A 23,988-nucleotide genomic window follows, 5' to 3' on the forward strand; every position below is an offset into this window, starting at 1 on the left:
GGGAAGATCCCGGCGGGGGGATGCACCATGACGAGGGCCGACTACCCGTCGCCACCACACCTGCTGCCGGAACTACGCCGTCTCCGCGCTCCGGAGTTCCGCCCCCGGCCTCGGCCGGGCAACGCCGTCCCCGGACGGCTGGCCTTTCTCTCCGCCCACCCGGAGTACGGGCTCACCGCGCGGCTCGACGAACTGCGCGCCGAGGAGTACGCCCACCTCGACGCCGACGGGCACGTCTATCTCGACTACGCGGGCGCGGGGCTGCCCACCCGCGCCCAGAGCGTGCGGCACGCCGAGCGCCTGCGCGCGGTCCGGGTGGGGTCGGTGGGACGCGGGGCCTCCCCTTCCCACGCGGACCTGATCGAGCAGGCGCGTTCCGCGGTGTTGCGGCACTTCGGCGCCTCCCCGGAGGAGTACACGGTCGTCTTCACCGCGGGGGCGACCGAGGCGTGCCGCCTCGTCGGCGAGTGCTACCGGTTCGATCCCGGCGGACGGTTCGTGCACCTGCTGGACGGGCACCAGGCCGTCAACAGCATCCGTGGGTTCGCCCGGGCCAAGGGGGCCGAGGTGCGGACCGTCGGTCTGGCAGGCCCCGAACTGCGCGGGGACGAGGCGCGGTTGCGCGCCCTCCTCGAACGTCCCGCCGCGCGGCCGAGGCTGCGCCGCGCCCACGGCGGGGCGGGGGGCCGCGCCGGCCTGTTCGCCTATCCGGCGCAGAGCAACTTCACCGGTGTCCGCCACCCGCTGGAGTGGGTCGGCCTTGCCCACGAACGGGGCTTCGACGTGCTCCTGGACGCCGCGGCGTCCGTGTCCTCCCGCAGGCTCGACCTGGGCGCGGTGGCGCCGGACTTCGTCGCGGTGAGCTGGTACAAGGTGTTCGGCCCTCCTGCCGGATTGGGGAGCCTGGTCGCCCGCCGTGCCGCGCTGGCCCGGCTGGAGCGGCCGCTGGCGGGGGTGTGCGAGGAGGACGTGCCGGGCCCCGCGGCCCTCCAGGGCCTCCTGGAGGGGCTGCGCCTCCTCGACGAGGTGGACGTCGACACCGTGGACCTGCGCGTCCGGTGTCTCACCGACCGGTTGCTGGAGCGCCTCACCTCGGCCCGGCACGCGACCGGGATGCCCCTGGTGCGGGTCTACGGCCCCGACGGCGCCGAGGGGCGGGGCGGCATCGTCACCTTCAACCTCCTCGACCCCTCCGGGGCCGTGGTGGACGAGCGGATCGTCGCCCGTGACGCCGCGGCCCAGCGCATATCGCTGCGCGTCGGGGACTTCCACAACCCCGGCGCGGCCGCCGCGGCGTTCGCCCTCGACCGTGACCGCCTGTCCGCCCGGCCGGCGCCCGCCATGGTCGTCGACGAGGTCCTCGACCGCCTGGGGCCGTCTCCGGCGCGGGCGGTCCGCGTCTCGACCGGCATCGTCTCCGACCTGACCGACGTGTCGCGTTTCGTCGAGTTCGCCGTTGACACCTACCTCGATCGCTTCCCCGACCGGGGCGGCCTGCTGTCCCGCCCCGGCCCCTGATCCCGCGCCGCGGCGGGGCGCGAGCACTCTCCGGAGGGGGTTAGACTGGTGGTCGTCTCGTCAGCGACGAGACGTGCCGCCTTAGCTCAGTCGGCCAGAGCGACGCACTCGTAATGCGTAGGTCGTCGGTTCGATTCCGACAGGCGGCTCCCAGGTCAAAGGGCCTCTCCCGCACTCGGGAGAGGCCCTTTGCTAACACCCTTGCTAACACGCGCTCAGCCGTCGGCGAGCGCCTGGGCGAAGACCTCGGCCGCCGCCGTCTCGGCGTCGCGCACCACGTGCGCGTAGACCCGCAACGTGATCGCCGGATCGGCGTGTCCCAACCGAGCCGCCACCACATGGACCGGAACGCCCGCCATGAGCAGCGTTGTCGCGTGCAGGTGCCGCAGGTCGTGCAGCCGGGCGGGCGGCAGCGGTTCGGCCGGAGCCGGACGGTCGGTCGGCGCGTTGTACACCCTGGTGAAGGTGCGGAACAGCCCGGTCACCGTGTCCGGGTAGACCGGCTCACCCCACGCCGTGGTGAACACGTAGCCGTTGGGTTCGCCGCGCCATTCCTCCCCGGCCGTCTCGGCCTCCTCGCACTGCCGAACGCGGTGCACGCGCAGCACCCCCGCCGTTTCGGCGTCGATGGTCACCACCCGGGACCGGCCGCTCTTGGTGGTGCCCTCCACCCGGACCCCGCTGATCACCGCCGTGGAGCCGGTGATGGTGATGCGCCGGCCGTCGAGGTCGACGTCAGGCCACCGCAGGTGCAGCAGCTCACCCCGACGCGCCCCGGTGTAGGCCGCCAGGTGGAAGAACGCGAACAGGCGATGCCCGCGCGCGACCTCCAGGAAGGCCCGCAGTTGCGCTTTGGTCCAGACGTCACCCACCTCCCGGTAGACGTCCCGAGGCCGTTTAGCCCGCTCCACGGGGTTGTTGGGAAGGAGTTGTTCGACCTCTACGGCGTCGCGGAACGCCTTGCGCAGCACGGCATGCAGGTGGGTCACCGTGCTCACCGCCAGCGGACGACCGCCCTTGCCGCCGCGAGCCCGCAGATCCAGGTAGAGCCTGGTGAACGTGGACGGCCGCAGCGCCTGGACCTTCACCGACCCGATGCGCGGCAGCACGTACAGCCGAAGGCAGTTGCGGTAGTCGTCGAGTGTGCGCGGCTTGACCTCCATCGCGTGCCCGTCCAGCCATTCGGCGAGGTAGTCCGCCACGGTCAGGTCAGAGCGTTCGATGTACTCGCCGCGACGGGCCTTGAACCGCGCTTCGTCACGGGCGGCTTTGGCTTCGTCTTCGGTGGCGAAGCCGCCGACCCACTTGGGTTTGCTCACCCCGGTTTCCGGATCGGGTACGCGAATGACGTAGGACCAGGTCTTGCCGCGTTTCATCACGCCATCGCGGAGCTTGCCCATCAGGCCGCCTCCTTCTGGTCGAGGAGCCCGGAGACGTAGTCGTTCAGCGCCGAGACGGGGATACGGCGGGAACCGCCGATGCGCAGTGAGCGGACCTCTCCGGAGGCGAGTAGTTCGTAGAGCTTGCTCCGGGAGACCGCCAGCATGCGCGCGGCTTCGGGAACGGTGAGGAGGAGACGCGGGGGGTTGGTCATGCTGCCCTGCCTTCACTGCTTGCCGAAAGACTGGATTGCCGTGCCACGTCGAGTTGGGCGCGGCGTTTGAGGGCTTCGCCGACGGCGCGCAGGAGGCGGTGTTCGCGGGGTGGGACGTCGGGATCGGTGGGGCGTGCCAGCTCCCAGGCGTGGCCGTTGCCGGTGACCGCGAAGGGGAGGGCCGGTCGTTGGGTCCCGTCGCGGTGATCGGGGTTGTCCGGGTCGATGCCGAGGGTGTTGAGGACCCAGGTGAGGCGGTCGGCTTTGTGGTCGGCGAGGGTTTTGCCGGACCATTTGCGGGAGACCAGGACGCGGCGTCCGGCGTAGCCGAGGTGTTCGCGGCGGTGGGCTTTGGAGCGGCAGAAGCCGGGGCGTAGGCCGGCCTTGGCGTTCTTGGGTTGGATGCCGTAGCGCAGCCAGTTCGCACAGCGCGGCGAGCAGGGCTCGAACCGCAGCGCTTCCACCAGCCGGTCGACGTGCCGTTCCTGCGCCGCAGACTCGACCTGGTGGCATTCCGCGATGTCCTTGGTCAGGTACTTGGCCAGGTAGCGCACGCACCGGTCCGCATCCTCTGAACCCGCGAGGACGCCCTTGGTGTCGACCTGGGGGCCGAACCGGCACACGTGGTGCGGTTCCGCATCCGGGTCGTCGTCCAGGGCGTCCAGAGCCTCATCCCAGGACGGCAGCACCTCACCCGTCACCGGATCGACGTAGACGCCGGTGTCCTCATCCCAGACAGGCAGGCGCTCCCCCTCGTAGACGACCTCATCAGCGTTGGGCCACCACACCTGGTGGTAGGTGGCCGCCGCGATCTGCCGCAACTCAGCGCGCGGAATCGTGCCCCGGATCGCCATGTGCAGGTGCGGGGCGAGACGCCGCTGCGGCTCCACCGTGGCGAAGTACTGCACCTCGAAGCCGGCCACCCGGCGCAGGTTCTGCACGAACCGGTCGATGAGCTTGGAGAAGTGCAGGGCGTCGCGCGCGGCCCGCCGGTAGTCATAGGTGGCCGGATCCACCGGTGTTCCGTCGGAGCGCACGCGCCCGTAGGAGTCCAACGTCAACGTGACGAACAGCGAGGGACGGAACACCTTCCCGCTTTCCGGGTCGGTGAAGGCCCGGCCGATGGTGCGCCGGGTCATGGGCCGTTTGGGCAGGTCGGGCGCGTCGGAGCGGCGCCGGGTCGAGCGCGTCCGGCGTGGCCGGGGCGAGGAGGAGGCCGAGCGGGTCACCGAACCGCGCAGGCCCGAGGCGGTGATCTCCTCATCCAGGTCGGCGATCGCCGCGTCCAGGGCTTGGAGTTCCTCGGGACCGGTGGTGCCGGTGGCGGCGAGGCGGTCGCGTTCGGCGGTGACCACGGCCCGCTGTTCGACCCAGGAGCGTTGGGCTTGGGAAGGCGGGTCGGGTTCCACCACCGGTTCAGTGGTCAGGTGCCAGCCCTCTTCACACTGGGTGCGGCGAAGCGATCGCTTGCGCCGGGCACAGGCCGGACACCGGGATTCCAGGGTGGAGCCGCAGGGCACGTCGATGATCTCGGTGCGGCCCGAAGCGAGGTCGGTGCGGCGCAGGGTGACGGGACGGACGCACACCCCATGGTCGGCGGCGACCTGTTCGGCCACCTCACGGGCCAGCGGTTGCGCGAGCCGTTCGGCGCGGGTGGATTTACCCGTGGGAGTCGGCATCTACGCGGCCCCCTCGTCCGAGACCGGGCGCAAGGGCGCAGCACCATACTCGGTCACCATGGTGTCGATGTCGTCGTCACAGACGTAGGCCGCTCGGACCCGGACCGGGATCGGCGAGCCCTCCACGCGGACGAAGGCCACGCCGGGAAGGTCCGGGTCGATCAGATGGGCGTTGGCCCCGCGCTCCCGCGCGCCCTCACCCAGCACCATGTCGACCTGCGAGGCTTCGTCCAGGCGCAGGGCGATCTTGTCGGGGAAGAGGTTGCGCAGGTTCATGACCTCCTTGCGCGGGTCCTGCAACGCGGCGAGGACGCAGAACCCCACCGACCGGCCCTGTGAGGTGAGGGTGGCGATGGCGTTCTCGGCACGCCGCCGCACATCGCGGTCGGGGTGGTAGGCGGTCAAAAACGCCACCTCGTCCAGCACCACCACCACGAACGGATCATCGACGGTCGGAACGTGGGCGCGTTGGCGGCCGGCGTAGCGTTCAGCCCGATCCTGCATGCCGGCCACGGCCGTCTCCAGCAAGGCCACCGCCGTTTCCCCGGTGTCGGCGTAACGGGCGAACAGGCCCCGGCCGTAGGACAGCTCCATCCGTTTGGGATCCACCGCCCACACCTGCGCCGTCCCGTCTCGCACAGCGGGCGACATCGCGCGAATCACCGACCACAACACCGAACCCTTACCGGCCCCCGTGACGCCGACGACCAGGACATGGGTGCCGTGCAGACGCAGGTGCCAGGGCTCACCGTCCTCCCGCCGGCCCACGGGCAGCGCCGCGAGATCCGGATCCCTCGGTATGGGCAGGGCGTCGAGGGGGTCGGCGAGGGTGTCGTGGCGGGGGAACTCCAGCACCACGTCCCGGGGGCCGAGGACCGTCACCCGGCAGGAGGCCGCGCCGAACCCATGGGCGAGTTCGGCCACCCGCTGCTCGACGTCGGCGGGGGCGGTGCCGGCCACCAGGCGCACCCGTACCCGGTCGGCCCACGACGAGCACGTCACCTTGCGGATACGGGGAAGGTAGCGGCGTTCCTGGTAGGACTCGGCCAGCCCGGCCACGACGAGGACGGGTTGCCAATGCCGCCGGTAGACCGTGATCCACCGCCACGCCGCCAGGACCCGCAACGCCACCAGACGGTGGAAGGACAGCGGCCAGCGAGTCCGCCAGGTGAGCAGGACCGAAGTCGCCGCGATCACCGTGACGGTCAGGCCCACCGTTCCGAACAGGTAGCCGGTTGTGGTGAGGGCGGCCGTCGAGCCCACGGCGACGGGGAAGCGGATCGGGGCCAGGACCAGGACGCGGAGCAGACGGATGATCCAGGAGGCCAGGACGAAGATCCCGGGCGTCTCGACCACGGGGGTGGAGAAGCGGAAGGCCTGCGCGGGCATGGGCAGGGTCGGTGGTGTCTGGGCAGCGCCGGCGTGGTTGTTGCGCAGCATAAGCTGGACACACCTCTCTCGTGTTCGTGCGAGGGCAATCGCGTAGCGGGAGGGGGTATTGGGGGCGGCTCATGGTGTTGGCGCACCAGGCCGCCCCGCTTCACATCCGGGGTCAGGGTCAGGCAGCGGTGTCCTTCGCGCCGGAGGCGGTCGGGACCTTGCGTGAGGACGAGGCGCCGGGGGTCTTCACACCCTTGGCGCGCAGCGAGTAGGCCACCCGGGGATGGCGCCCGTTGTCGTCGACGTAGGGCATGACCGACATGGACTCGAACTCCACCGGCCGGAACGGCAGCCCCGGTACCTCGTCCGGCAGGGTGGGGCAGACCTCGGAGGCCACCTTGACCTTCACGCTCTTGGCCTTGCCGCGCGCCTCGGGGTCGGCGTCGATCACATCAACGGACCACAGCGGCAGGCCGGTGGCCCTGTCGGTCTGGGGACGCTTGGTCTCGAAGTCGGTGATCGCCTCCACCCCGAGCGCATAGCAGCCGTGCGGGAACACCGTTGTGAACTCCACCGGGATCGCGCCCTGAATCGCCATCGACAACCTCCTTAAATCGGCGCCCGACCAGGCCGGACGCATACGAAAGCGTGTGGGACATCGCCCCTTCCAGACACGGAAGGTGAGCGGCGATGACCCACACGCTAAACCGTACTTTTAGTTTTGTCTAGTACTTCATGTACCACCTAGTACTCAGAGTGCGCCGACCCTTCGCGCGAGCGCGTGCAACGCGGGACCGGGAGGGTCCTGAATCGTCAGCAGATCCCCGATCGCCTGCCGCACCAATGGGTGGGTGTGCACCTGTTCGGGAGTGACCTCTTCGGCTCGCTCCAGCGTGGACACCGCCTGATCGACGTTGCGACGCTGGAGGTGAGCCCGTGCGACGTCGATGAGGAAGCGCCCTTGCCGCTCCGCGGACAGCCCCGAGGCGTCGACCCCTTCGGCCGCCCGCAGGGCGACGCCGGCGTCCCCCAGCTCCACCGCGACGGCGACCTCATGGAGCGCGACGTTGGTCAACCCGAACTCGGTGTTGTAGTCGTTGCGCTCGGTCCCGATGCGTTCAGCCACCGACCGGGCGTGCGCGATGTTGCGGTAGGCGGCGGTCGCGTCGTTGCGCCGAGCTGCGGCCACGGCCCGTTGCAAGGTCAAAGCGCCGAAGATTGACATCGCCTCCGGATCCCCACCGCCTTCGGCCAGGGGAGACAGCGCCTCGCAGGCGGTCCCGGCGGTCGCCTCCACCTGATCGAAGTGACGCGCTCCCTGGAAGGTCAGGCAGAGCCGGAACTCCCCGGCCGCCATGAGCAGCGGGTCACCGGCCCGCTCCGCCGCCGTGATGGCGCGGTCCGCAGCGATCCAGGCCGCCTCGAACTCGCCCATCTTGGTCAGCGCCGAGGAGCACGCCTGATAGGTGGCGTTGAGGAGCCGGAACAGTTCCACGCGATCCCCGTTGGGCACCGCCCGCGCCGCAGCCTCCAGGGTGGGGATCAGCGACTCCAGCTCTTCGGTCAGCTCCAGATAGCGGCTCTCGTGAGTCAGGGTCCAGGCGCGTTCCACCCGTCGACCCAGTTCCGCCACGTCGACGGGTTCGTGGTCCGCGCGCAGCATGGCGCTCAGAGCGTGCGCGCCACTGAGGACCAGGCGCAGACGACTGTTTCCCGGCGTCTCCTCCGCAGTCGAGGCGACGATGGGCGCTTCGGCGGCGAGGTCGCTCAGCGGCACCTCAAGGACGTCGGCGATGATCTCCAGCACCGACATCCGGTCGATCTTGCGCACCCCGCGTTCGACCTGGGATACCCACGCCTCCGATCGGCCGACACGGCCCGCGAACTCACGTTGGGACAGCCCGCGCCGCTTGCGGTACTTGGCGATCTTGCGCCCGAGTGCCCGCTGGTAGTCCTCGCTCACCCGGACACGCCCTTGCCATCCTGGAGAGCCAGGAAGTCCACCTCGAAGGTGTCGAGGTAGGCGCCGCGCGCCTCAAGGAACCTCTTCACATAGGGCTGTTCCTCGTGCGCGTCGAACGCGGCCCGGTCGCGGTACAGCTCGTAGAAGACGCGCTCCAGCGGCTTGCCGTCGACCTGATGCACCGCGTAGACGAGCGTGCCCGGCTCGTTCTCCCTGATGCGCGGAAGCGTCTCCGCCACCAGGCCGTCGAAGCCGGCCGCGCTCTCCGCGTCCTTCAGCGTGAATCGGACGACCAGTCCGAACATGTGGACTCCTCAGCTTGCATGGACAGCAGTAGTACTAATTGTGCGCCAAACGTAGCGCCAGTAACAGATACCTCGTGTACGGTAGCCGTACTAATAATACTAGAGACGCAGCTCAGTGTCTCTCAGGGCTGCCTGACTCGTGAGGTGAAACCAGCATGTTTCGTATCAACGACCAGGATCGACCCTCCGACTCCCACTGCCGTTGGTTTCCCGGTTACCCCTCTCAGGTGGCAGCCGCCCGCTGGTTCGTCATCGACCGGCTCCACGGCTGCTCCCGTGCCGACGACGCGAGCCTTCTCGCCAGTGAGCTGGCCACCAACGCCATCCGCCACACGCGCTCACGACGCTGGCGCACCGGATTCCTGCTGACCGTCGACCACACCCCCGGACTCCGCCTGCGCGTCACCGTGCGCGACGCCGGTGCGCTGGAAACGGACAAGAAGCCCTGCGCGACCCTCCCCGCGCCCGACGCCCTACATGGGCGCGGCCTGTTCCTCGTCAACTCCATCGCGAGCCGCTGGGGCACCCGCAGGGAACACCTCGGACGCAAGACCTGGTTCGAGCTTGACTGCCACAGGTGAACACCCCTGCACGGAATGTCCCTGGACCGGCGAGCGCATCCCGGAGAAGGAGAGGTGGGCACATGATCGGCCTGTTTCCACATGCGCCTCTGCGTGATGACGCCTTGAATGGCCATTCGCTGCCGAGTTGAGCTGTATGGGATCAAGGCGACGGCGCTTCGCGCCGTCGCGATGTCTGGGGGTGGCTCCGGCTGCGGGCTGCCGCCCGGTCCGGAGCCACCCCCAAAAGGCTTCTGATGCCGCTTGCCGCAGGCGACCGCCCAACCGCCGCAGTTATCGAGCTGTGGTTCCTGACGTCCTCGGGTCCCGTGGCACTCGATCGCGCGACTCTGCCTGTCTGTGGCTGAGGACTCCGGCGCGATCGAGCACCACGGACCGAGGACCGTGGTTGCCCGCCGCTGTGGTTGCCGAAATCTCGGGTGACGCAAGGCGGTCCCCAATCCCTCGGCGTCGCCTCCCGTGCTAACACGGCTGCTAACAACGGCCTCGGACAGGTCTGGACAGTCCCGGAATCATCGCCCTCTCGGAAAGGCGTTCACCCAGCTCAGACACCGGACCCGGACGTCCCCGGACATCTCTCGCCAGACTCGTAATGCGTAGGTCGTCGGTTCGATTCCGACAGGCGGCTCAGGGAAACCCCAGGTCACATGGCGCGTGGCCTGGGGTTTTGTGTTGCTCGGGGCGTGGCGTGTCCCGCTGCCGGGGTGCCGCGACCGTGCTGAGGAGAGACCGCCAAACCCGCTCACCCGAATGCAGGGATCGCACGCATACGGGTGGCGTTCGGGCATCGACGACTCTGGCGGGGCCATTCCACAGGACGCGTGCCCAGCACTGGCCACGGTGGGGCCAGCAGATCCTGCCGAGCATGCGTCGCCGCCGTCCGCGGTCGCCGGGACGGGTGGTTCGTCCGCTTCCTCGATCAGGATCCCTGGGCCGCCGAGGAGGCGTTCTCCTGCTTCTCCCCGTCGGAGAACAGCAGGGTGGGTTCGGCGAGGATGTCGCGGCCGGCCTCGCTCTTGTAGATCTCGTCGACGCTGCCGAACCGGGCCTCGGAGTAGTCGAGTCCCAGAAGATCGGCGGCCCATCGGACGGACGCCTCGTCGGGCCCCTCGATCTCCAGGAACGTGGGGAGGTCGGGCCAGGTGTCGAAGTCGAAGGTGACGTCTCCCAGGCGCCATTCCTCGCGGTAGTTCTCCTGGTACCGGACCTCGCTGAGGCCGATCCGGCGAAGGATGTCGGCCATGGCGTGCAGGTCGGCGACCTCGGTCTCGATCTCCTTGGTGCCGTCGATCGTCGTGGCGTCGGTGACCTGCTTGAGCGTGAGCGTCGAACGGGTCCCCTCGTCGCGCAGCCGGAGCCAGGCCCCGCCGTCGAGGGAGTCGCTCTCGAAGATCTTGCGGGTGAGGAGAGTGCGGGGGAACGCCTGGACGGCGCCGAGGGCGGACAGTTTGGCCTGCAGGCCGGCGACGTCTACGGCCAGGAACTTCGCCTCGTACTCGTGCTTCATGCTTCCTTCTTTCAGAAACGATCGGTGAGGGCGGAGGAACGAGCCGCCAGGAGCAGGCCCATGCGGTGGATGTGGTCGTGCGGCCGGCCGATGTGGGGCCGAACTCGTTCGTGCGCAGGGTGAGCAGCACATTCCAGTCGTCGGGGAAGTGACGCTGCAGGCTCTCGGGAGAGGTGTAGTGCTCCATCAGGTGATGGCGCTTTTCGACGGGCATCATGAACTCCGCACCGAACACACCGCCTGGACGGATCAGGCGCTGCATACGTTCGACGAACTCGGCGAGCGGGCGGTGGTGGTTGGCACTGTAGTGCCACGAGCAGCTCGTCCAGACCGCATCGCGCTATGCGCCGTGCCGCCGTGGCCGGGGGCAGGCACAGGGGATCGGGAACGCCGGGCGCCGCACCGCGGGGCGGCGGTTCCTTCGCGGAGGAGCGGACCCGCTCCGCCCCGCGCAGCGCCACGCCCGCCTGGCGGGACGGCGAAGGGCGTCCCTCCTCCCTTCCGGTTCGCTACGCCGGGAGGCGGGGCAGCCGTTCTCCAGGGCGTCGGCGGCCGGGTCTCTGGAGGACGGGACCTTCCCTTCCCCGCGGGGATCCCCCACCGTTTGTGCCGGGGGGGCCTCGGGTAACCGGCCACGGTAGGCACCCGCGCGAACCAGGAGGGAAGGTCGAGATGGCCTCAGCGGCACAGGGATCCGGCGGTTCGGGGGAGCGGTACCCGCGTCCGGAGTTCTCCGAGCAGCAGCAACGTCCCCCGGGCGACACGGCGGCGATGGACCCGCGGCCCGACCACGGCGAGCGCACCTACCGGGGCAGCGGCCGGCTCGAGGGCAAGAAGGCCGTCATCACCGGGGCCGACTCCGGGATCGGCCGGGCCGTCGCCCTGGCCTTCGCCCGCGAGGGCGCCGACGTCCTCGTCTCCTACCTGGACGAGGAGGAGGACGCGCGCGAGACCGTCCGGCTGGTGGAGGAGGCCGGCCGCACCGCCGTGCAGGTGCCGGGCGACGTCGCCGATCCCGCGCACTGCCGCCACATCGTCGCGACCGCGGTCGAGGCGTTCGGCCGGATCGACGTGCTCGTCAACAACGCCGCCTTCCAGATGACCCGGGCGTCCCTGGAGGAGATCCCCGACGAGGAGTGGGACCACACCTTCCAGACCAACATCACCGCGATGTTCCACCTGTGCAAGGCCACGGTCCCCCACATGCGGCCGGGGTCCTCGATCATCAACACCTCCTCGGTCAACTACAGCAGTCCCAAGCCGATGCTGCTCGCCTACTCCGCGACCAAGGCGGCCATCGTCAACTTCACCGGGGGCCTGGCCCAGCTCCTCGGGGAGAAGGGCATCCGGGCCAACAGCGTGGCACCGGGGCCCATCTGGACCCCGCTGATCCCCTCGACCATGCCCGCCGAGCAGGTCGCCCAGTTCGGCGCGGACGCGCCCTTGGGACGCCCGGGGCAGCCGGCCGAGCTCGCGCCCGTCTACGTCATGCTCGCCTCCGACGAGTCGAGCTACACCTCGGGTGCCTGCGTCGCCGTCACCGGCGGAACACCGATCATGTGACCCTCGCGCCGCGCCGGTTCAGCCCGGCCGGCGCCCGCCCAACCGGTCGAGGTCGCGCGCGGCCGACCTCAACCGGTTGAGCACGTCGGCGGTGGCCGGGTCGTGTCCGTCGCCGCCCAGGCCCTCGGGACCGCCGGGAACCGCGGATTCGTCCCCGGCGGGCCGCTCGGCGGCCAGGTCGGCCCGGGCCGTGGCGCGCAGCCCGCGGGCCAGGTCGGTCAGCGCCACCGCGACGACGGCCGCGTCATGCCCCTCGCGCTCCCCCTCCTCCAGCCAGCGGTGGACTCCGCGCACGGCCTCCAGGACGCTCGCGCACAGCAGGTCCAACTCGGCGATCCGGTGCTCGATCCGGTAGCCGCGCCGCCGTGCCCCCAGCCGCGCAGGGTGAGACGGGTCATCCGCCGTCCACTGTCGCGCGCCTCGGTCACCGCGGCCAGGTCGAGCTGGGCCGCGCGTATCCGGCGCACCCCGATGACCGCCCGGCCCGGGTCCCCCTCCTCCACGGCCTCGACGGCCCGGCGCACCCCCTCGTCGAGCCGGCCCAGGACCGCCCGGGTGAGCTCGATCGCGCGCGTCCACGGGCCCGGCGTGAAGAGCACCTGGCTGACCAGCAGCGCCAGCCCGCCCCCCACGAGCGCGTCCCCCAGGCGCTCGATGCCGCCCTGCTGGTCCTGGGTGGCCACCACCGGCACCGCCGAGGCGCCGGCCTGCACCACGGGCAGCGGCCGGGCGATGACCGCGGTCGCGGCCAGCATCCCGACGAACGCCACCCCGGCGACGGCGACCCCGCCCGTGAAGTGCAGCGCCACCGCGGTGACCTCCCCGATGGCCACGCCCAGCACGACGCCGGTCAGCATGTCCACGGCCTGCCGGCCGCGCCCCCCAGCCCCGCGGACAGGCACACGATCGCCGAGATGGGGGCGAAGAAGGCCTGGGAGTGGCCGAGCAGGTCCCGGGCGATCCACCAGGCCACCCCGGCGGTCGCCGCGGCCTGGAGACAGGGCCACCAGGCCGACCGCAATTGGCGTCGCGAACGCGACAGCAGGTTCGCGAGGAGCCCCATAGGCCCAGTACAACGGCAGGGCGGTGCGCTGGCAACGCGCCAGGCCGGGGCCATGTATGGGGCCGTCCTCGGCGGGAAGGACAGGGACATGTTCTTCTTCTTCAGCAACCGGCTCGGCTGCCTCGGTTCCATCGCCGTCTCGGTGGCCCTGACGGCCCTGCTCCTGCTGCTCCTGTACTCCTGCCGCTGACCGTTTCCGGTCGTCGTGCCGCTCCCGGGCCGGACCGGCACGGCGGATTAGGGTCGGGTCATGAGCCTGCTACTCATGGTGATGGCCCTGCTCGGGGCGCTCGTCGTACTGGGGGCCGGAGCCGGTGTGACGGCATGGGCGCGCACGGCTCTGGGGGAACGGCGGACCGGGAACACCCGCCCCGTCGAGGGTGGCGGGGCACCGCCCGCGCCCGTCGCGCCGTCGGAGGAGCGGCGCGAGGAGGCCACGGCGCAGGACCCGATTCCCGCCGACGCGGAGGCGCCGACCGGGCCCAACGCCTCCTTCGCGGGGGAGGACCCGCACGGGAGCCTCGTCCCCGACGCTCCGCCCTTGCCCGACCTGCCCTTCGAGCGCGTCCGCGAGCTGATCGCGCTGGGACGCGAGGACGACGCCGTGGCGGTCGTGCGCGAGGCGACCGGAATGGACCTGCACCGGGCCCGCCAGACCGTGGATCGCGTCCGCGCCGGGGAGGGGCGCTGAGCCGCGACCGGATCACGGGCGGGGCAGCACCTCGGCGAGTGCGGGAAAGGCCCGCAGGTAACCGTCGAGCAGGGCGCGGGCGGCGGGCACCGAACCGATCAGGGGGTGGGTGGCGAACGCGCGCAGGGCCGGCGTGCGCGATCCGGTGCGCACCGCCTCGGCCACGTCCCGCTCGACCGAGGCGACCGCCTGGACCAGGGACGACTGGTGGGCGCTGAGACGCCCGCCGGCGAGCGGACGGGCGCCGTTGGCGTCGACCAGACACGACACCTCCACCACCGCGTCGTCGTCCAGGCCGTCGATCGTCCCCCGGTTACGGGTGTTCACGATGAGCCGGGCCGGCTCGTCCCGCGCGATCGCCCGCATCACCGCCAGCGCGACCCGCTCGTAGCCGCCGCCGTCGAGGTCCTCGGCGGCGCGCTCGACCCCACCGGCGGCGCGGCGGTTGTCGGCCATGTAGGTCTCCTCGCGCGCCAGCCGGGCCCGCTCCCACAGCGCGGCGGCCTCGCGGGGCCGGCCGGGCGCCTCACGGTAGAAGTCGGCCTGCTGGGCCGTGATCTGCTCGCCGCGTGTGGCCTCCCCGGCGTCGGCCGCGCCGTCCCCCATGTAGTAGTAGTGCAGGTACTCGTTGGGCAGCGACCCGAGCGCGCGCAGCCACGCCGCGCCGAACAGCCGCCCCTCCTCGAAGGACTCCAGCGCGGCCTCGTCGGCGAGGAGGTCGCCGAGCCGGTCCCGGCCGTCGTGGTACAGCCCGCGCAGCCAGCCCAGGTGGTTGAGACCGGCGTAGTCGAACCGGACGGTGGCGGGGTCCAGACCGAGGGCGCGGGCCGCCCGCCGTCCCAGCCCGACGGGGGAGTCGCAGATGCCGATCACCCGGTCGCCGAGCACGTCGGCCATTGCGCGGGTGACCAGCCCCGCCGGGTTGGTGAAGTTGATGACCCAGGCGTCGGGGGAGCGTTCGGCGAGGACGCGCGCGATCTCCGTGACCACGGGAAGGGTGCGCAGCCCGTAGCTGATCCCCCCGGCGCCCACCGTCTCCTGGCCCAGGACGCCCGCGGCCAGCGCCACCCGCTCGTCCAGGATCCGCCCGGCCATCCCGCCCACCCGGATCGCCGAGAAGACGATGTCGCAGCCGGTGAGGGCGGTCTCGAGGTCGGTCTCGACGCGCACCGGGGGACCGGAACCGCCGTGGGCGGCGCGGTGTTCGGCCCGGTGGTGTTCGACCACCGCACCGATCGCCTCCAGGCGCCGCCGGTCCCGGTCGAACAGGACCACCTCGGTGATGGGGGAGTCTCCGCGCGACACGTCGGACAGCAGGGCCCGGTAGACCAGCGGCACCCGGAACCCGCCCCCGCCGAGGATCGTCAGTCGCACGCCCAGCTCCCTTCCGTCCGTCGCCACCGCGCCCCACAGTAGTGCGCGGCCCGATCGTCCCACGTGACGATCGGCATGATCGGCGGCGGATGACGGACACGTTGGCTACCCTTCACTCCAAGCCGCCCGGACCTCGCCAGGGCGCAGGGCGGATATGCCGGATCACCACTTCCGATCACGGGGAACGCGGGCAGGAGAGCCAGCATGGCGACGAATGGGCGAGCGAAGGGCGAGAACGCCGCCGGCCACGAGCCGGAGTACGACAAGCTTGAGACGACCCCGCTGGTCGGCGAGCCGCGTGACCTGTTGGCCGGCGAGCGTTCCAGCGACGGTCCCGAGATCGACCTGGCGCTGAGCGGCACGGTCTTCTTCGACATCGTGCTGACGGGGCTCGTCGCGCCCCCGGCCAGTGGCACCGAGGTCGACGCCGAGGGCATGGGGTCCTGTCCGGGGGGTGTGGCCAACCTCGCCGTCGCCGCGTCCCGGCTGGGCCTGCGCACGGCGGTGGCCGCCGCGTTCGGGGAGGACGTCTACGGGGACTTCTGCTGGGAGACGCTGTCGGAGCAGGAGATGGTGGACCTCGGGGCGTCCCGCCGCATCCCCGACTGGCACTCCCCGTTCACCGTCTCACTGGCCTACCGGGGCGATCGCAGCATGGTCACCCACGAACACCCCTCGCCCCTGCCCCTGGAGGAGATGGCGCGCGGGCTGCCCCGGGCCAGGGCCGCGTTCATCAGCCTGGGCGCCGACGCCGACGTTCCCGAGTGGGCCCTGGAACAGTCCGCCAACGGGGCCAAGCTGTTCGCCGACGTCGGCTGGGACGACAGCCAGCGCTGGCCGGAGTCGGTACTGGAGCAGCTGCGCCACTGCCACGCCTTCATGCCCAACGCGATCGAGGCGATGTCCTACACCCGCACCGGCAGCCCGGCCTCAGCGCTGGCCGCGTTGACCGAGTACGTCCCGATCGCGGTCGTCACCGACGGTCCACGCGGGGCGCTCGCGGTGGACCAGCTCACCGACGAGAGCGCCGAGGTGGACGGCCTGGTCATGGACGCGATCGACACCACGGGGGCCGGGGACGTGTTCGGCGCGTCCTTCATCGTCGGGACGCTCGCCGGCTGGCCGCTGGAGCAGCGGCTGCGGTTCGCCAACCTGTGCGCCGCGCTGTCGGTGCAGCACACGGGCGGGTCGCTGTCGGCGCCGGGCTGGGCCGACATCGCCACCTGGTGGGTGCGGGTCCACTCCGGTTCGCGGGCCGCGGAACGCCGGCTCGCCGAGGAGTACGGTTTCCTGTCCGACCTCGTGCCGATGCCGTGGCGGCCCACCGACCGGCGACGGGCCAGCGCGACCATCGGCCTGCGCCACTGACCGAGCCGGGGTCAGGTGCCCCGCCGCTGCACCCACCCCCATATGGCGGTGGCGACGAACAGGACCGCGCCGATCACGAACAGCCAGAACAGGCCCTTGACGACGAGTCCGAGAATGGCCAGGACCAGCCAGACGGCCAGCAGCAGCAGGACCAGGTTCAGCATGGCGGTCTCCTCCCTGTACTCCCGTCGGGCGGGATGGTCCGGTCCCTACCCGCGGCCGGGACGGCCATGCGGCTGTGGGAAGCGGCGAAGGGGGCCCGCCGGAGCGGACCCCCTTCGAACACGACATTTCGGAGCGAACGCCTAGTGATCGTCCTTCTTGCGGACGACCACGTGAGGGGCGGCGTCGGGGGTGTCGGGCTCGTCGTCGATCGGCGAGATCTCGATCTGGAAGTCGCCGTCGTACTCCTGCGCGCCGGTGACCACGGCCGCCGTGACGAGTTCGCGCGCCTTGTGGGAGCGGACGATCAACGGGTCGCGCTGGAGGTCCTTCACCAGGGCGGCGCACAACAGGATCATCACCAGCGTCCAGGGCGCGGCGACCAGGATCGTGAGGTTCTGCAGACCGTCGAGCGCGTCGCCGTCGGTCCCGCCGACCAGCAGCATGATCGCGGCGACCGCGGCGATGAGGATGCCCCAGAACACGGTCATCGCCCGCTTCGGGTCGTTCGCGCCGCGCTGGGACAGGGTGCCCATGACGATCGACGCGGAGTCCGCCCCGGTGATGAAGAAGATGGCGACGAGCAGCGCCACGAGCACGCTGACCGCGGTGGCCCACGGGAAGTTCTGCAACAGCCCGTACAGCTGCGCCTCCGCGCTGGCCTGCCCGGCGAGGTCGACGCCGGAGGACTGGAGGTCGATCGCGGTGCCGCCGAGGATCGCGAACCACACGAGACTGACGGCGCTGGGCACCAGGATCACGCCGGAGACGAACTGACGGATGGTGCGGCCGCGGCTGATCTTGCCGATGAACATGCCGACGAACGGCGTCCAGGAGATCCACCAGGCCCAGTAGAAGATCGTCCAGCCGCCGAGCCAGTCGCCGGTCCCCTCGCCGCCGGAGGCCTCGGTCCGGGCCGCCATGGCGAAGAAGTCCTGGAAGTAGGTCCCCAGCGACGTGGGGATCATGTCCAGGATGTAGACGGTGGGGCCGGTGATCAGCAGGAACAGCAGCAACAGGGCGGCCATCCCCATGTTGATGTTGGACAGCCACTGGATGCCCTTGTCGATGCCGGACACGGCCGACAGGACGAAGCACACCATCAGGGCGGCGATGATGCCGATGAGCAGGCCGATCCCGATCGTGCTCACCCAGCCCAGTTCCTGGAGGCCGCCGGCGATCTGCAACGCGCCCAGGCCCAGCGAGCAGGCCGAACCGAACAGCGTCGCGAAGATCGCGAGCACGTCGATGAGGCGGCCGATGGGGCCGTTCGCCGCCTTCTCCCCGATCAGCGGGATGAACGCGGCGCTGATCAGCTGGCGGCGGCCGCGCCGGTAGGTGCCGTAGGCGATGGCCAGGCCCACCACGGCGTAGATCGCCCACGGGTGCAGCGTCCAGTGGAACAGGGTGGTGGCCATCGCGGTGGTCGCGGGGTTGCTTCCCTCCATTCCGGGGGGAGAGGCCGTGAAGTGGGCCAGGGGCTCACTCACGCCGTAGAACATCAGGCCGATGCCCATGCCGGTGGCGAACAGCATGGCGATCCACGACAGGGTCTTGTACTGGGGGGGCTCGTCGTCGCGGCCCAGAGTGATGTTGCCGTACTTGCTGAAGGCGAGCCACAGGGCGAGGAAGACGAAGGCCGAGGCGGCGAGGACGAAGCCCCAGCCGCCGTAGTGGATCAGGCCGCCGAGAGCCGCTCCCGCGACGTTCCCCAGAGACTCGGAGGACAGCGCGCCCCACGCGACGAAGGCGAGGGTCAGCGCTCCGGCGACCCCGAACACCACCCAGTCGGTCTTCGGCGCGCGGTCGGCCTTGGTCGTCTGCGGGGGTTCCCACAGCAGGTCCTCGGTTGTGTACAGCTCACCGGACGTGGATCCGGTGCTCTCGGTAGAACCGGATTGGTCGTCCGGTCGCATATGTCCGTTGTCTACCGCCACGGTGATCGGCGCGTCGGGCGCCGCCTCCTCTCAGGCCGTTGTTCTTCGCCAGCCCGTATCGCGGCCCCGGCGTCGGGGGTCTTCGCACTTCGCGGAGGCCATAGCCGTGCGCGGTTCCGTCAGGGCAGACGCCTTGTACCCATTCGGGGCCAGGATGAACATTCGTCTTCCCGGGGCCGTCTCCGATCCCTCCGGGTCGTGGCGAAAGCGGCACGCAATGTCATCCATCGAGCTGGCGGCGTGGACAAAACGGTCACCTTACGTTATCCGCCTTCGATGGGGAAGGGGACGGGCCACTCCCCGCGGCCGGCGTCGCTCTGGGGTCTGTCCCTTCTCCCGCGCCGTTGCCGCGCGTAGGCGGAGGCCCACTCCACCTGCCGTTCGTGCAGCTCCTCCAGGGAGTCGGAGGCGATCTCCGGATAGCGGGCGCCGAGTTCGCGCGCGAGCTCCAGACATGCTGTGGCGTCGCCGTTCGCGGTGTGCGCGCCGGCCACCTCGAACCCGTAGAAGGCGCACATCGCGCCGAGGGTGCGCGGGCCACCGCGGTGCGGGTCGAGGCCGCGGTCGATCACGAGCGGGTCGATAATGGGGGAAGGAGGGTGTCCCACCCGTTCCGTGAGGGATTTCATACCCCGTCGGGCGAGTTCCGCGTCGAGGACGGTCAGGTCGAACGGCGCGTTGAAGACGACCAGTCCGCGCCCCGCGGCCAGGTGTGCGGAGAGGGCCTCGGCGATCTCGTCGAGGGCCTGCTCGGCGGGGACTCCCTCGGCCCGGGCGCGCTCGGTGGTGATGCCGTGGACCGCCACGGCCGCCGGGGGGATCTCCCGCTCGCCGGGGTCCACCAGCCAGCTCCGCTGTTCGCCCCGGGTGTCGACCAGCGCGGCGGAAACGAGGAAGGCCGAGCGCGGATCGCGGCCGGAGGTCTCGCAGTCGTAGCCGGCCAGGAGCGAGGTGTGCCAGCCGGGATGGTCGCCGCGCGGCGGTGGAGGCGCGGCGGGCGCGGCGGCGGGGACGTGTTCGGCGCAGTGGACGTACCAGCGTCCATCGCCCCGGGTCGCGGTACCGGCTCCGGCCGCCACCTTGACGCCACAGGTCCGGCAGGCTCCGGGATAACGGTTGCGCATGCGGTTCCCCCTCTTCGCGGCCACCGCAATGGTAAGCGGCGAGGGGCGGTGGACGTGGGCCTTCGGCGCACACGTACATACTCCCCGGACATGGGGTAGGACCCACACGGGTACACAACCGTGGCGCGGAGGTCGTCCCTCGACGCAGGGGACGGACCCTCCCGCGGTACGTGGCGGGACAGCGGAGAAGGAGACGGCCATGAGTCTTGACGAGGCGGCGCGCCAGCTCGAAGCGGCGATCCACGACGCGCGGGTGTCGTTCGACTGCATCGCCCTTGAGGAGCTGGAGCGGGCCCACACCAACGCCATCACCGCGCGCGCCGCGGTGGACGCGGCGGAGAACGCGATCCGGGTCGAGCTGGAGCGACGCAAGGACGAGGACGCGAAGGGGAGCGCGCCCGAGGGGCGGATCGGCTGAGCCGTGCCGACGGGGCCGGCCGTGGCCGTCAGGGCCCCGGGACGCCCGGATTCTGATCGTCCGGCCCGCCCCTCTCGGGCCCGGAGGGAGACGCGCCATGTGGACGGTTCGAACCCGTGTTCGAATGCGCGGGTTATGCTGTCCCCATGGCCGACCAGCAGTTGTCCCCGGATTGGCCGGCGGGCGTGCACCCGCCCGGAGCCGAGACGTTCGAGCAGACCGCGGTCGTCTGGCTGTTCGACCAGGTTCCCGCGGATTACCGGTTGCACGGCGTGCTGCGGCGCCATCCCGTCGCGCTGGCCCGACTGGTCCGTCACCACGTCGCCGGATGCCTGGAGGGGGCGCGCCAGGGGTATCGCACGTTACGCCTGGACCTGCGCGACTACCTGCCGCCGCACGCCCTCGACCAGGTCATGAACGCCTACCTCGAGGAGGGAAGGCGCGCGGCCGCCACGTTGCGCGCCGTCGACCTCGTGGACGAGGCGCTGCGTGGGGCGGCCACGCGACCGGAGGAGTGATGGGCTCAGCCGCTCACCCGCACCACGACGGCGGTCTCGGTGCCGGTGTTGACGAGCTGGTGCCCCTCCGCGGTGCCCAGCACCCGGATCCGGCCGTCGCCGAGCCGCTGCACCGCCAGCATCCGGCCGTCCTCGGAGGTGGCCACGGTGTGCGCCCGGCCGTGGACCAGGTGGAGCACCTCGGCCGAGGCCGAACGGTCGCGCGCGGCGGGCAGCGAGACGAACTGGTCAGGGTCCAGGGTCACGACCGCGACTCGCATCCGCCCGTCGGCCCGCCGCCGGACGGTGCGCGGGGCCGGCTGCCAGACGCCGCGGCGCCGTGGCCACAGGCTCGGCCGGGACAGCGCTTCGGCGGCGCCGCGCGCGGCGGCGGACAGCCGTCCGACCGTGGGGGAGGGCCGGGTGTCCAGGTGGGCGTAGCCGCTGCGGTGGCCCGCCATCGAGATGTCGCCGATCCCGGCGAGCGAGGCGGACAGGTCGGCGGCCGTGGGGGCCGGGGCCAGGGCGATGGCCGAGCGGGCGGGAACGGACTGGGGGCGCGTGTGGCCGGAGACGTCGTAGGACATCGAAAGGGACCTTCGTGGTGAGGGCGCGCGAGCGGCGCGTGCACGGGCTGAAGCCGAGAAGAGGTCAGGCGTCGGTCCGGACGCACCGGTGCGCGTATCGCACGGGGGACCGGGAAAGAGACGACCGTGAGGATCGGTCACGCGCGGTAGTCCCCCGTCCGGGGAGGGCGCGTGACGGCAGAGACCGCGGTCAGCGGCTACACGAAGGAAGCGGACACAACGCGCTGGCCACACGGCGGAAGGCCACGGGGGCCTTGCGTGCCATGACCGGCCGGACCGGAGAGGTGCGCGAGTGCATGTTTGTAAGCAGACCAACCGGGGGAGTCGATGTCAAGCGGTTCCCCGGGAGCGGTGTGTCGCCTGTATCACCCCTCCGGTCGGTGGTGTCCGGGTGAGGACGTCTGGTTCGCCCGGTCCAGAATCATTGATGCGGACAGGCCGGTTTTTCGGTGGACAGATTGCGATTCCGATGCATTCGGTGATGGCATAAAGGACTGCCGAAGGCCCGGCCCCTCTGAGGCGAGCCCTTAGCGGGGACGCCGGTGACGGGGAGGCCCGACAGGCGGGGAGGGACACGGATCCCCATCAGCCGTTGAACGTGGTGTGCCGGAGGTGTCAGGTGGGGGAGGGCGAGCCGGGCTCCGTCGAAAGGTCGGGGGAACGGACCTCTGGGTCCGACTCGGCGGCGGCGTGGTTGACGCTCCTGGGAGCCCGTGCGCTCGTCGTCCTCGCCGCCGGGGTCATGGCCGGCGGGTTCCTCGGCTGGCGGGCCGGTCTGCTGGTGGCGACCCTGGTCGCCCTCACCTACGTGCTGCTCGCCACGGTGGCGCCCCGCCTGCGGGCGCCCTATGGGCGTGGCCGGCTGCTGCGCGGTCTCCAGCGCCGCGGTTACCACGTCATCCCGGGCGGCATGGCGCGCCATCTCGCGGTCGGTCCCGGGGGCGTCTACCTGTTGGAGACGCGCGTCTGGCGGCACGCCCTGTCCCGGGGCGAAGGCAATTGGTGGATCGGCGCCGAACCGGCCGAGCGCGCCGTGGAGCGCATCGCCGCCCACGCGGCCCGGATCGAACGGCTGCTGGGACTCCCCGACATGTGGGCTGGCGTTTCGGTGGTGCCGCTCATCACGGTGGCCGGCCCGCTGCCCGAGCCGGTGATGCGCTCGGGAACGGTGGTCGTGGCCCGTCCGCGCGCCGCGGTACGTCACATTCTGGGCCGGCCGCGGGTGCTCGACGAAGAGGAGGTCGAGGCGATCGCGAGGGGGGCGAGCGAACGGTCCCCGGAGCTGTGACGACGCGGTTCTCCCGAGAATTACGAATTATTTTCATAATCCTCCGGATCCTTCCGAGAATCTGCGGATGGGACGTGAAACAGCGCCGATCCCATGATTTGCAGCATTAACGATGTTTTATCGTTGAAAACAGTGTCCTTGGCGCCCGGATAACCGTAGATTCCATGATCATGAGGGACCGGGAACTGGTCAGCGCCCTGCGTTCAGGGGACGTCTCCGCCGCGCGGGCCTGCGGACTGCTCTTCGACGCACACGGTGCGCGGCTGTACCGGCGTTGTCGGTCGATGTTGGGGGATCACGGGGCGGCGGTCACCGCGCTCAGGGACACCTTCGTCGTAGCGCGCGCCCATATCGATCAGTTGGGCGATCCGCGCCGGCTCGCGGAATGGCTCTCCGCCATCGCCGACACCGAATGCGAACGCCTGAGGGCCGCGGTCGAGGCCGCCGACACCCCCCGATGGGAGGAGGATCAGACCGTCTTTCCGGTCGCGTCGCTGCGTGTCCGCGTGCTCACCGGGGCCACCGCCCCCGAGCTCGCGGCCTACCACGCGCGTGTCGCCCGGCGCGCCGACCGCTTCGACCGGGCGGGTTTTCCGCTCCCGCCCCGCTGCCAGCGCCCGGTCCCTCCCAGTTCCTACCTGCTTCCCGGCCTCATCATCGTGGCCTGCGCGTTGGCGCTGACCGCGCTGGTCGTCATCGAGATGGCCGGACTCTCCTCACAGCCCCTCACGGCCTGGATGACCCGGCCGCCCCACACCGCGGGATGACGACGAGACCGGGGAGGTCCGGAGCCGGTGCGTGATGGCCCGCACCGCCCCCGGACGTCCCCGCGACACCCCTAGTCGATCTTGATGTGCGTGGTGTCGCCGTGCACACCGGCCTCCTCGGCACGCTTGATCGACGCCTTGATCTCCTCCTCGGCGTCGTGCCGGCCCACCCAGGTGGCGCCTTCGACCGACTTGCCCGGCTCCAGGTCCTTGTAGACCGTGAAGAAGTGCTGGATCTCCAGCCGCTCGAACTCGTTGACGTGGTGAATATCACGCAGGTGTTCCATGCGGGGGTCGGTGGACGGCACGCACAGCACCTTGTCGTCCCCGCCCGCCTCGTCGCGCATCCGGAACATGCCGATGGCGCGGCAGCGGATCAGGCAACCGGGGAAGGTGGGGTGCTTGAGGAGCACCAGAGCGTCGAGCGGGTCGCCGTCGTCCCCCAGCGTCCCCTCGATGAACCCGTAGTCAGCGGGGTAGCTGGTCGAGGTGAACAGCATCCGATCCAGGCGGATCCGGCCTGTCTCGTGGTCCATCTCATACTTGTTTCGCTCACCCTTGGGGATCTCGATCGTTACGTCGAATTCCATGCTGTTCTCGGCTTCCCTTGCGACTAGTGTCG

Annotated in this window: 26 protein-coding genes and 1 tRNA gene; 10 read left to right on the top strand and 17 right to left on the bottom strand. The window is 70.9% G+C overall.

Translation table 11 applies throughout. From position 1 onward, the window contains the following. Positions 1-27 precede the first annotated feature (27 nt). Together B5D66_RS18890 and B5D66_RS18895 are read left to right on the top strand one after the other, a co-directional pair. Complete coding sequence (locus tag B5D66_RS18890) at positions 28-1,518, top strand: aminotransferase class V-fold PLP-dependent enzyme (protein ID WP_078763120.1); 1,491 nt, start codon at positions 28-30, stop codon at positions 1,516-1,518. 75 nt (positions 1,519-1,593) lie between these two features. Beyond that, positions 1,594-1,667: transfer RNA gene (locus tag B5D66_RS18895), tRNA-Thr, on the top strand. Positions 1,668-1,733: 66 nt separating this feature from the next. Here B5D66_RS18895 and B5D66_RS18900 read toward each other — a convergent pair. From B5D66_RS18900 to B5D66_RS18930, 7 genes are all read right to left on the bottom strand, one after another. Beyond that, complete coding sequence (locus tag B5D66_RS18900; protein WP_235001103.1) at positions 1,734-2,918, bottom strand: tyrosine-type recombinase/integrase; 1,185 nt, start codon at positions 2,916-2,918, stop codon at positions 1,734-1,736. Then, entirely contained in the window at positions 2,918-3,112 is a 195-nt protein-coding gene (locus B5D66_RS18905; RefSeq protein WP_078763121.1) for a helix-turn-helix domain-containing protein, read from the bottom strand. Before B5D66_RS18905 ends, B5D66_RS18900 begins: the two co-directional genes overlap by 1 nt. Beyond that, positions 3,109-4,791, bottom strand: a complete 1,683-nt coding sequence (locus tag B5D66_RS18910) for a replication initiator (RefSeq protein WP_078763122.1) — start codon at positions 4,789-4,791, stop codon at positions 3,109-3,111. Before B5D66_RS18910 ends, B5D66_RS18905 begins: the two co-directional genes overlap by 4 nt. After that, positions 4,792-6,231 (bottom strand): FtsK/SpoIIIE domain-containing protein, encoded by a 1,440-nt coding sequence (locus B5D66_RS18915; protein ID WP_078763123.1) that lies wholly within the window; start codon positions 6,229-6,231, stop codon positions 4,792-4,794. 118 nt (positions 6,232-6,349) lie between these two features. Continuing rightward, entirely contained in the window at positions 6,350-6,769 is a 420-nt protein-coding gene (locus B5D66_RS18920; protein WP_078763124.1) for a plasmid replication, integration and excision activator, read from the bottom strand. Between the two features lie 153 nt (positions 6,770-6,922). Beyond that, a complete protein-coding gene (locus B5D66_RS18925) occupies positions 6,923-8,134 on the bottom strand; it encodes a helix-turn-helix domain-containing protein (protein ID WP_078763125.1) in 1,212 nt (403 codons plus the stop codon). Next, positions 8,131-8,439: a putative quinol monooxygenase gene (locus B5D66_RS18930; protein ID WP_078763126.1), complete on the bottom strand. Its 309-nt coding sequence runs from the start codon at positions 8,437-8,439 to the stop codon at positions 8,131-8,133. The genes B5D66_RS18925 and B5D66_RS18930 overlap by 4 nt, the downstream gene beginning before the upstream one ends. 155 nt (positions 8,440-8,594) lie before the next feature. Between B5D66_RS18930 and B5D66_RS18935 the strand changes: the two genes are divergently transcribed. Next, positions 8,595-9,020, top strand: coding sequence for an ATP-binding protein (locus tag B5D66_RS18935; protein WP_078763127.1), 426 nt, complete (start codon positions 8,595-8,597; stop codon positions 9,018-9,020). A gap of 919 nt (positions 9,021-9,939) precedes the next feature. On the opposite strand, the gene B5D66_RS18940 is transcribed toward B5D66_RS18935, so the two are convergent. Continuing rightward, the gene (locus B5D66_RS18940) at positions 9,940-10,527 is read right to left on the bottom strand and encodes a class IV adenylate cyclase (RefSeq protein ID WP_078763128.1); all 588 of its coding nucleotides are present in this window, start codon (positions 10,525-10,527) and stop codon (positions 9,940-9,942) included. Positions 10,528-11,298: 771 nt separating this feature from the next. Between B5D66_RS18940 and B5D66_RS18950 the strand changes: the two genes are divergently transcribed. Further along, positions 11,299-12,090 carry a glucose 1-dehydrogenase gene (locus B5D66_RS18950; protein ID WP_200813716.1) on the top strand — a complete coding sequence of 264 codons (792 nt, stop codon included), beginning with the start codon at positions 11,299-11,301 and terminating at the stop codon, positions 12,088-12,090. 18 nt (positions 12,091-12,108) lie between these two features. Here B5D66_RS18950 and B5D66_RS18955 read toward each other — a convergent pair whose 3' ends face one another. Genes B5D66_RS18955 through B5D66_RS18965 form a run of 3 tightly spaced genes read right to left on the bottom strand, consistent with a single transcriptional unit; the run spans position 12,109 to position 13,153 of the window. Further along, positions 12,109-12,384 (bottom strand): hypothetical protein, encoded by a 276-nt coding sequence (locus tag B5D66_RS18955; RefSeq protein WP_144390205.1) that lies wholly within the window; start codon positions 12,382-12,384, stop codon positions 12,109-12,111. Beyond that, positions 12,309-12,947 carry an aromatic acid exporter family protein gene (locus tag B5D66_RS25540; RefSeq protein ID WP_078763131.1) on the bottom strand — a complete coding sequence of 213 codons (639 nt, stop codon included), beginning with the start codon at positions 12,945-12,947 and terminating at the stop codon, positions 12,309-12,311. The genes B5D66_RS18955 and B5D66_RS25540 overlap by 76 nt, the downstream gene beginning before the upstream one ends. Next, the gene (locus B5D66_RS18965; RefSeq protein WP_078763132.1) at positions 12,941-13,153 is read right to left on the bottom strand and encodes an aromatic acid exporter family protein; all 213 of its coding nucleotides are present in this window, start codon (positions 13,151-13,153) and stop codon (positions 12,941-12,943) included. Before B5D66_RS18965 ends, B5D66_RS25540 begins: the two co-directional genes overlap by 7 nt. A gap of 250 nt (positions 13,154-13,403) precedes the next feature. On the opposite strand from B5D66_RS18965, the gene B5D66_RS18970 reads away from it, so the two are divergent. Then, the gene (locus B5D66_RS18970; RefSeq protein ID WP_078763133.1) at positions 13,404-13,844 is read left to right on the top strand and encodes a hypothetical protein; all 441 of its coding nucleotides are present in this window, start codon (positions 13,404-13,406) and stop codon (positions 13,842-13,844) included. A gap of 12 nt (positions 13,845-13,856) precedes the next feature. Here B5D66_RS18970 and B5D66_RS18975 read toward each other — a convergent pair whose 3' ends face one another. Next, entirely contained in the window at positions 13,857-15,218 is a 1,362-nt protein-coding gene (locus B5D66_RS18975) for a 6-phospho-beta-glucosidase (protein ID WP_078763304.1), read from the bottom strand. A 204-nt stretch (positions 15,219-15,422) separates the two neighbouring features. Between B5D66_RS18975 and B5D66_RS18980 the strand changes: the two genes are divergently transcribed. Then, positions 15,423-16,586, top strand: coding sequence for a carbohydrate kinase family protein (locus B5D66_RS18980; RefSeq protein ID WP_078763135.1), 1,164 nt, complete (start codon positions 15,423-15,425; stop codon positions 16,584-16,586). 11 nt (positions 16,587-16,597) lie between these two features. Here B5D66_RS18980 and B5D66_RS25790 read toward each other — a convergent pair whose 3' ends face one another. From B5D66_RS25790 to B5D66_RS18990, 3 genes are all read right to left on the bottom strand, one after another. After that, positions 16,598-16,750 carry a hypothetical protein gene (locus tag B5D66_RS25790; protein ID WP_200813709.1) on the bottom strand — a complete coding sequence of 51 codons (153 nt, stop codon included), beginning with the start codon at positions 16,748-16,750 and terminating at the stop codon, positions 16,598-16,600. Between the two features lie 141 nt (positions 16,751-16,891). Further along, positions 16,892-18,664, bottom strand: coding sequence for a BCCT family transporter (locus B5D66_RS18985; protein WP_078763137.1), 1,773 nt, complete (start codon positions 18,662-18,664; stop codon positions 16,892-16,894). Between the two features lie 284 nt (positions 18,665-18,948). Continuing rightward, entirely contained in the window at positions 18,949-19,809 is an 861-nt protein-coding gene (locus B5D66_RS18990; protein WP_078763139.1) for an exonuclease domain-containing protein, read from the bottom strand. 199 nt (positions 19,810-20,008) lie between these two features. On the opposite strand from B5D66_RS18990, the gene B5D66_RS18995 reads away from it, so the two are divergent. Both B5D66_RS18995 and B5D66_RS19000 read left to right on the top strand, forming a co-directional pair. Continuing rightward, positions 20,009-20,227 (top strand): hypothetical protein, encoded by a 219-nt coding sequence (locus tag B5D66_RS18995; protein ID WP_078763140.1) that lies wholly within the window; start codon positions 20,009-20,011, stop codon positions 20,225-20,227. Between the two features lie 146 nt (positions 20,228-20,373). Continuing rightward, on the top strand, positions 20,374-20,745 hold the full coding sequence (locus tag B5D66_RS19000; RefSeq protein ID WP_078763141.1) for a hypothetical protein: 372 nt from the start codon (positions 20,374-20,376) through the stop codon (positions 20,743-20,745). Between the two features lie 5 nt (positions 20,746-20,750). Here the strand turns inward: B5D66_RS19000 and B5D66_RS19005 are convergent, their stop codons facing one another. After that, positions 20,751-21,311, bottom strand: coding sequence for a hypothetical protein (locus tag B5D66_RS19005; protein ID WP_235001104.1), 561 nt, complete (start codon positions 21,309-21,311; stop codon positions 20,751-20,753). 694 nt (positions 21,312-22,005) lie between these two features. On the opposite strand from B5D66_RS19005, the gene B5D66_RS19010 reads away from it, so the two are divergent. Together B5D66_RS19010 and B5D66_RS19015 are read left to right on the top strand one after the other, a co-directional pair. Next, positions 22,006-22,599, top strand: a complete 594-nt coding sequence (locus B5D66_RS19010) for a hypothetical protein (RefSeq protein WP_235001105.1) — start codon at positions 22,006-22,008, stop codon at positions 22,597-22,599. 170 nt (positions 22,600-22,769) lie between these two features. Beyond that, the gene (locus B5D66_RS19015) at positions 22,770-23,366 is read left to right on the top strand and encodes an RNA polymerase sigma factor (RefSeq protein WP_144390206.1); all 597 of its coding nucleotides are present in this window, start codon (positions 22,770-22,772) and stop codon (positions 23,364-23,366) included. A gap of 71 nt (positions 23,367-23,437) precedes the next feature. On the opposite strand, the gene B5D66_RS19020 is transcribed toward B5D66_RS19015, so the two are convergent. After that, positions 23,438-23,956: an inorganic diphosphatase gene (locus B5D66_RS19020; RefSeq protein ID WP_078763144.1), complete on the bottom strand. Its 519-nt coding sequence runs from the start codon at positions 23,954-23,956 to the stop codon at positions 23,438-23,440. Positions 23,957-23,988: the final 32 nt, after the last annotated feature.

This window comes from Marinactinospora thermotolerans DSM 45154, from assembly GCF_900167435.1.
Taxonomy (GTDB): Bacteria; Actinomycetota; Actinomycetes; order Streptosporangiales; family Streptosporangiaceae; genus Marinactinospora; species Marinactinospora thermotolerans.

What these genes read in the sequence shown, in the direction of transcription:
- B5D66_RS18890 (WP_078763120.1), top strand. Translation starts at nt 28, where the DNA reads ATGACGAGGGCCGACTACCCGTCGCCACCACACCTGCTGCCGGAACTA.
- B5D66_RS19005 (WP_235001104.1), bottom strand. Translation starts at nt 21,311, where the DNA reads ATGTCCTACGACGTCTCCGGCCACACGCGCCCCCAGTCCGTTCCCGCC.
- B5D66_RS18970 (WP_078763133.1), top strand. Translation starts at nt 13,404, where the DNA reads ATGAGCCTGCTACTCATGGTGATGGCCCTGCTCGGGGCGCTCGTCGTA.
- B5D66_RS18930 (WP_078763126.1), bottom strand. Translation starts at nt 8,439, where the DNA reads ATGTTCGGACTGGTCGTCCGATTCACGCTGAAGGACGCGGAGAGCGCG.
- B5D66_RS18910 (WP_078763122.1), bottom strand. Translation starts at nt 4,791, where the DNA reads ATGCCGACTCCCACGGGTAAATCCACCCGCGCCGAACGGCTCGCGCAA.
- B5D66_RS19015 (WP_144390206.1), top strand. Translation starts at nt 22,770, where the DNA reads ATGAGGGACCGGGAACTGGTCAGCGCCCTGCGTTCAGGGGACGTCTCC.
- B5D66_RS19000 (WP_078763141.1), top strand. Translation starts at nt 20,374, where the DNA reads ATGGCCGACCAGCAGTTGTCCCCGGATTGGCCGGCGGGCGTGCACCCG.
- B5D66_RS18900 (WP_235001103.1), bottom strand. Translation starts at nt 2,918, where the DNA reads ATGGGCAAGCTCCGCGATGGCGTGATGAAACGCGGCAAGACCTGGTCC.
- B5D66_RS18965 (WP_078763132.1), bottom strand. Translation starts at nt 13,153, where the DNA reads ATGGGGCTCCTCGCGAACCTGCTGTCGCGTTCGCGACGCCAATTGCGG.
- B5D66_RS25790 (WP_200813709.1), bottom strand. Translation starts at nt 16,750, where the DNA reads ATGCTGAACCTGGTCCTGCTGCTGCTGGCCGTCTGGCTGGTCCTGGCC.
- B5D66_RS18905 (WP_078763121.1), bottom strand. Translation starts at nt 3,112, where the DNA reads ATGACCAACCCCCCGCGTCTCCTCCTCACCGTTCCCGAAGCCGCGCGC.
- B5D66_RS18935 (WP_078763127.1), top strand. Translation starts at nt 8,595, where the DNA reads ATGTTTCGTATCAACGACCAGGATCGACCCTCCGACTCCCACTGCCGT.
- B5D66_RS18950 (WP_200813716.1), top strand. Translation starts at nt 11,299, where the DNA reads ATGGACCCGCGGCCCGACCACGGCGAGCGCACCTACCGGGGCAGCGGC.
- B5D66_RS18980 (WP_078763135.1), top strand. Translation starts at nt 15,423, where the DNA reads ATGGCGACGAATGGGCGAGCGAAGGGCGAGAACGCCGCCGGCCACGAG.
- B5D66_RS18940 (WP_078763128.1), bottom strand. Translation starts at nt 10,527, where the DNA reads ATGAAGCACGAGTACGAGGCGAAGTTCCTGGCCGTAGACGTCGCCGGC.
- B5D66_RS18995 (WP_078763140.1), top strand. Translation starts at nt 20,009, where the DNA reads ATGAGTCTTGACGAGGCGGCGCGCCAGCTCGAAGCGGCGATCCACGAC.
- B5D66_RS18915 (WP_078763123.1), bottom strand. Translation starts at nt 6,231, where the DNA reads ATGCTGCGCAACAACCACGCCGGCGCTGCCCAGACACCACCGACCCTG.
- B5D66_RS18990 (WP_078763139.1), bottom strand. Translation starts at nt 19,809, where the DNA reads ATGCGCAACCGTTATCCCGGAGCCTGCCGGACCTGTGGCGTCAAGGTG.
- B5D66_RS19020 (WP_078763144.1), bottom strand. Translation starts at nt 23,956, where the DNA reads ATGGAATTCGACGTAACGATCGAGATCCCCAAGGGTGAGCGAAACAAG.
- B5D66_RS25540 (WP_078763131.1), bottom strand. Translation starts at nt 12,947, where the DNA reads ATGCTGACCGGCGTCGTGCTGGGCGTGGCCATCGGGGAGGTCACCGCG.
- B5D66_RS18985 (WP_078763137.1), bottom strand. Translation starts at nt 18,664, where the DNA reads ATGCGACCGGACGACCAATCCGGTTCTACCGAGAGCACCGGATCCACG.
- B5D66_RS18920 (WP_078763124.1), bottom strand. Translation starts at nt 6,769, where the DNA reads ATGGCGATTCAGGGCGCGATCCCGGTGGAGTTCACAACGGTGTTCCCG.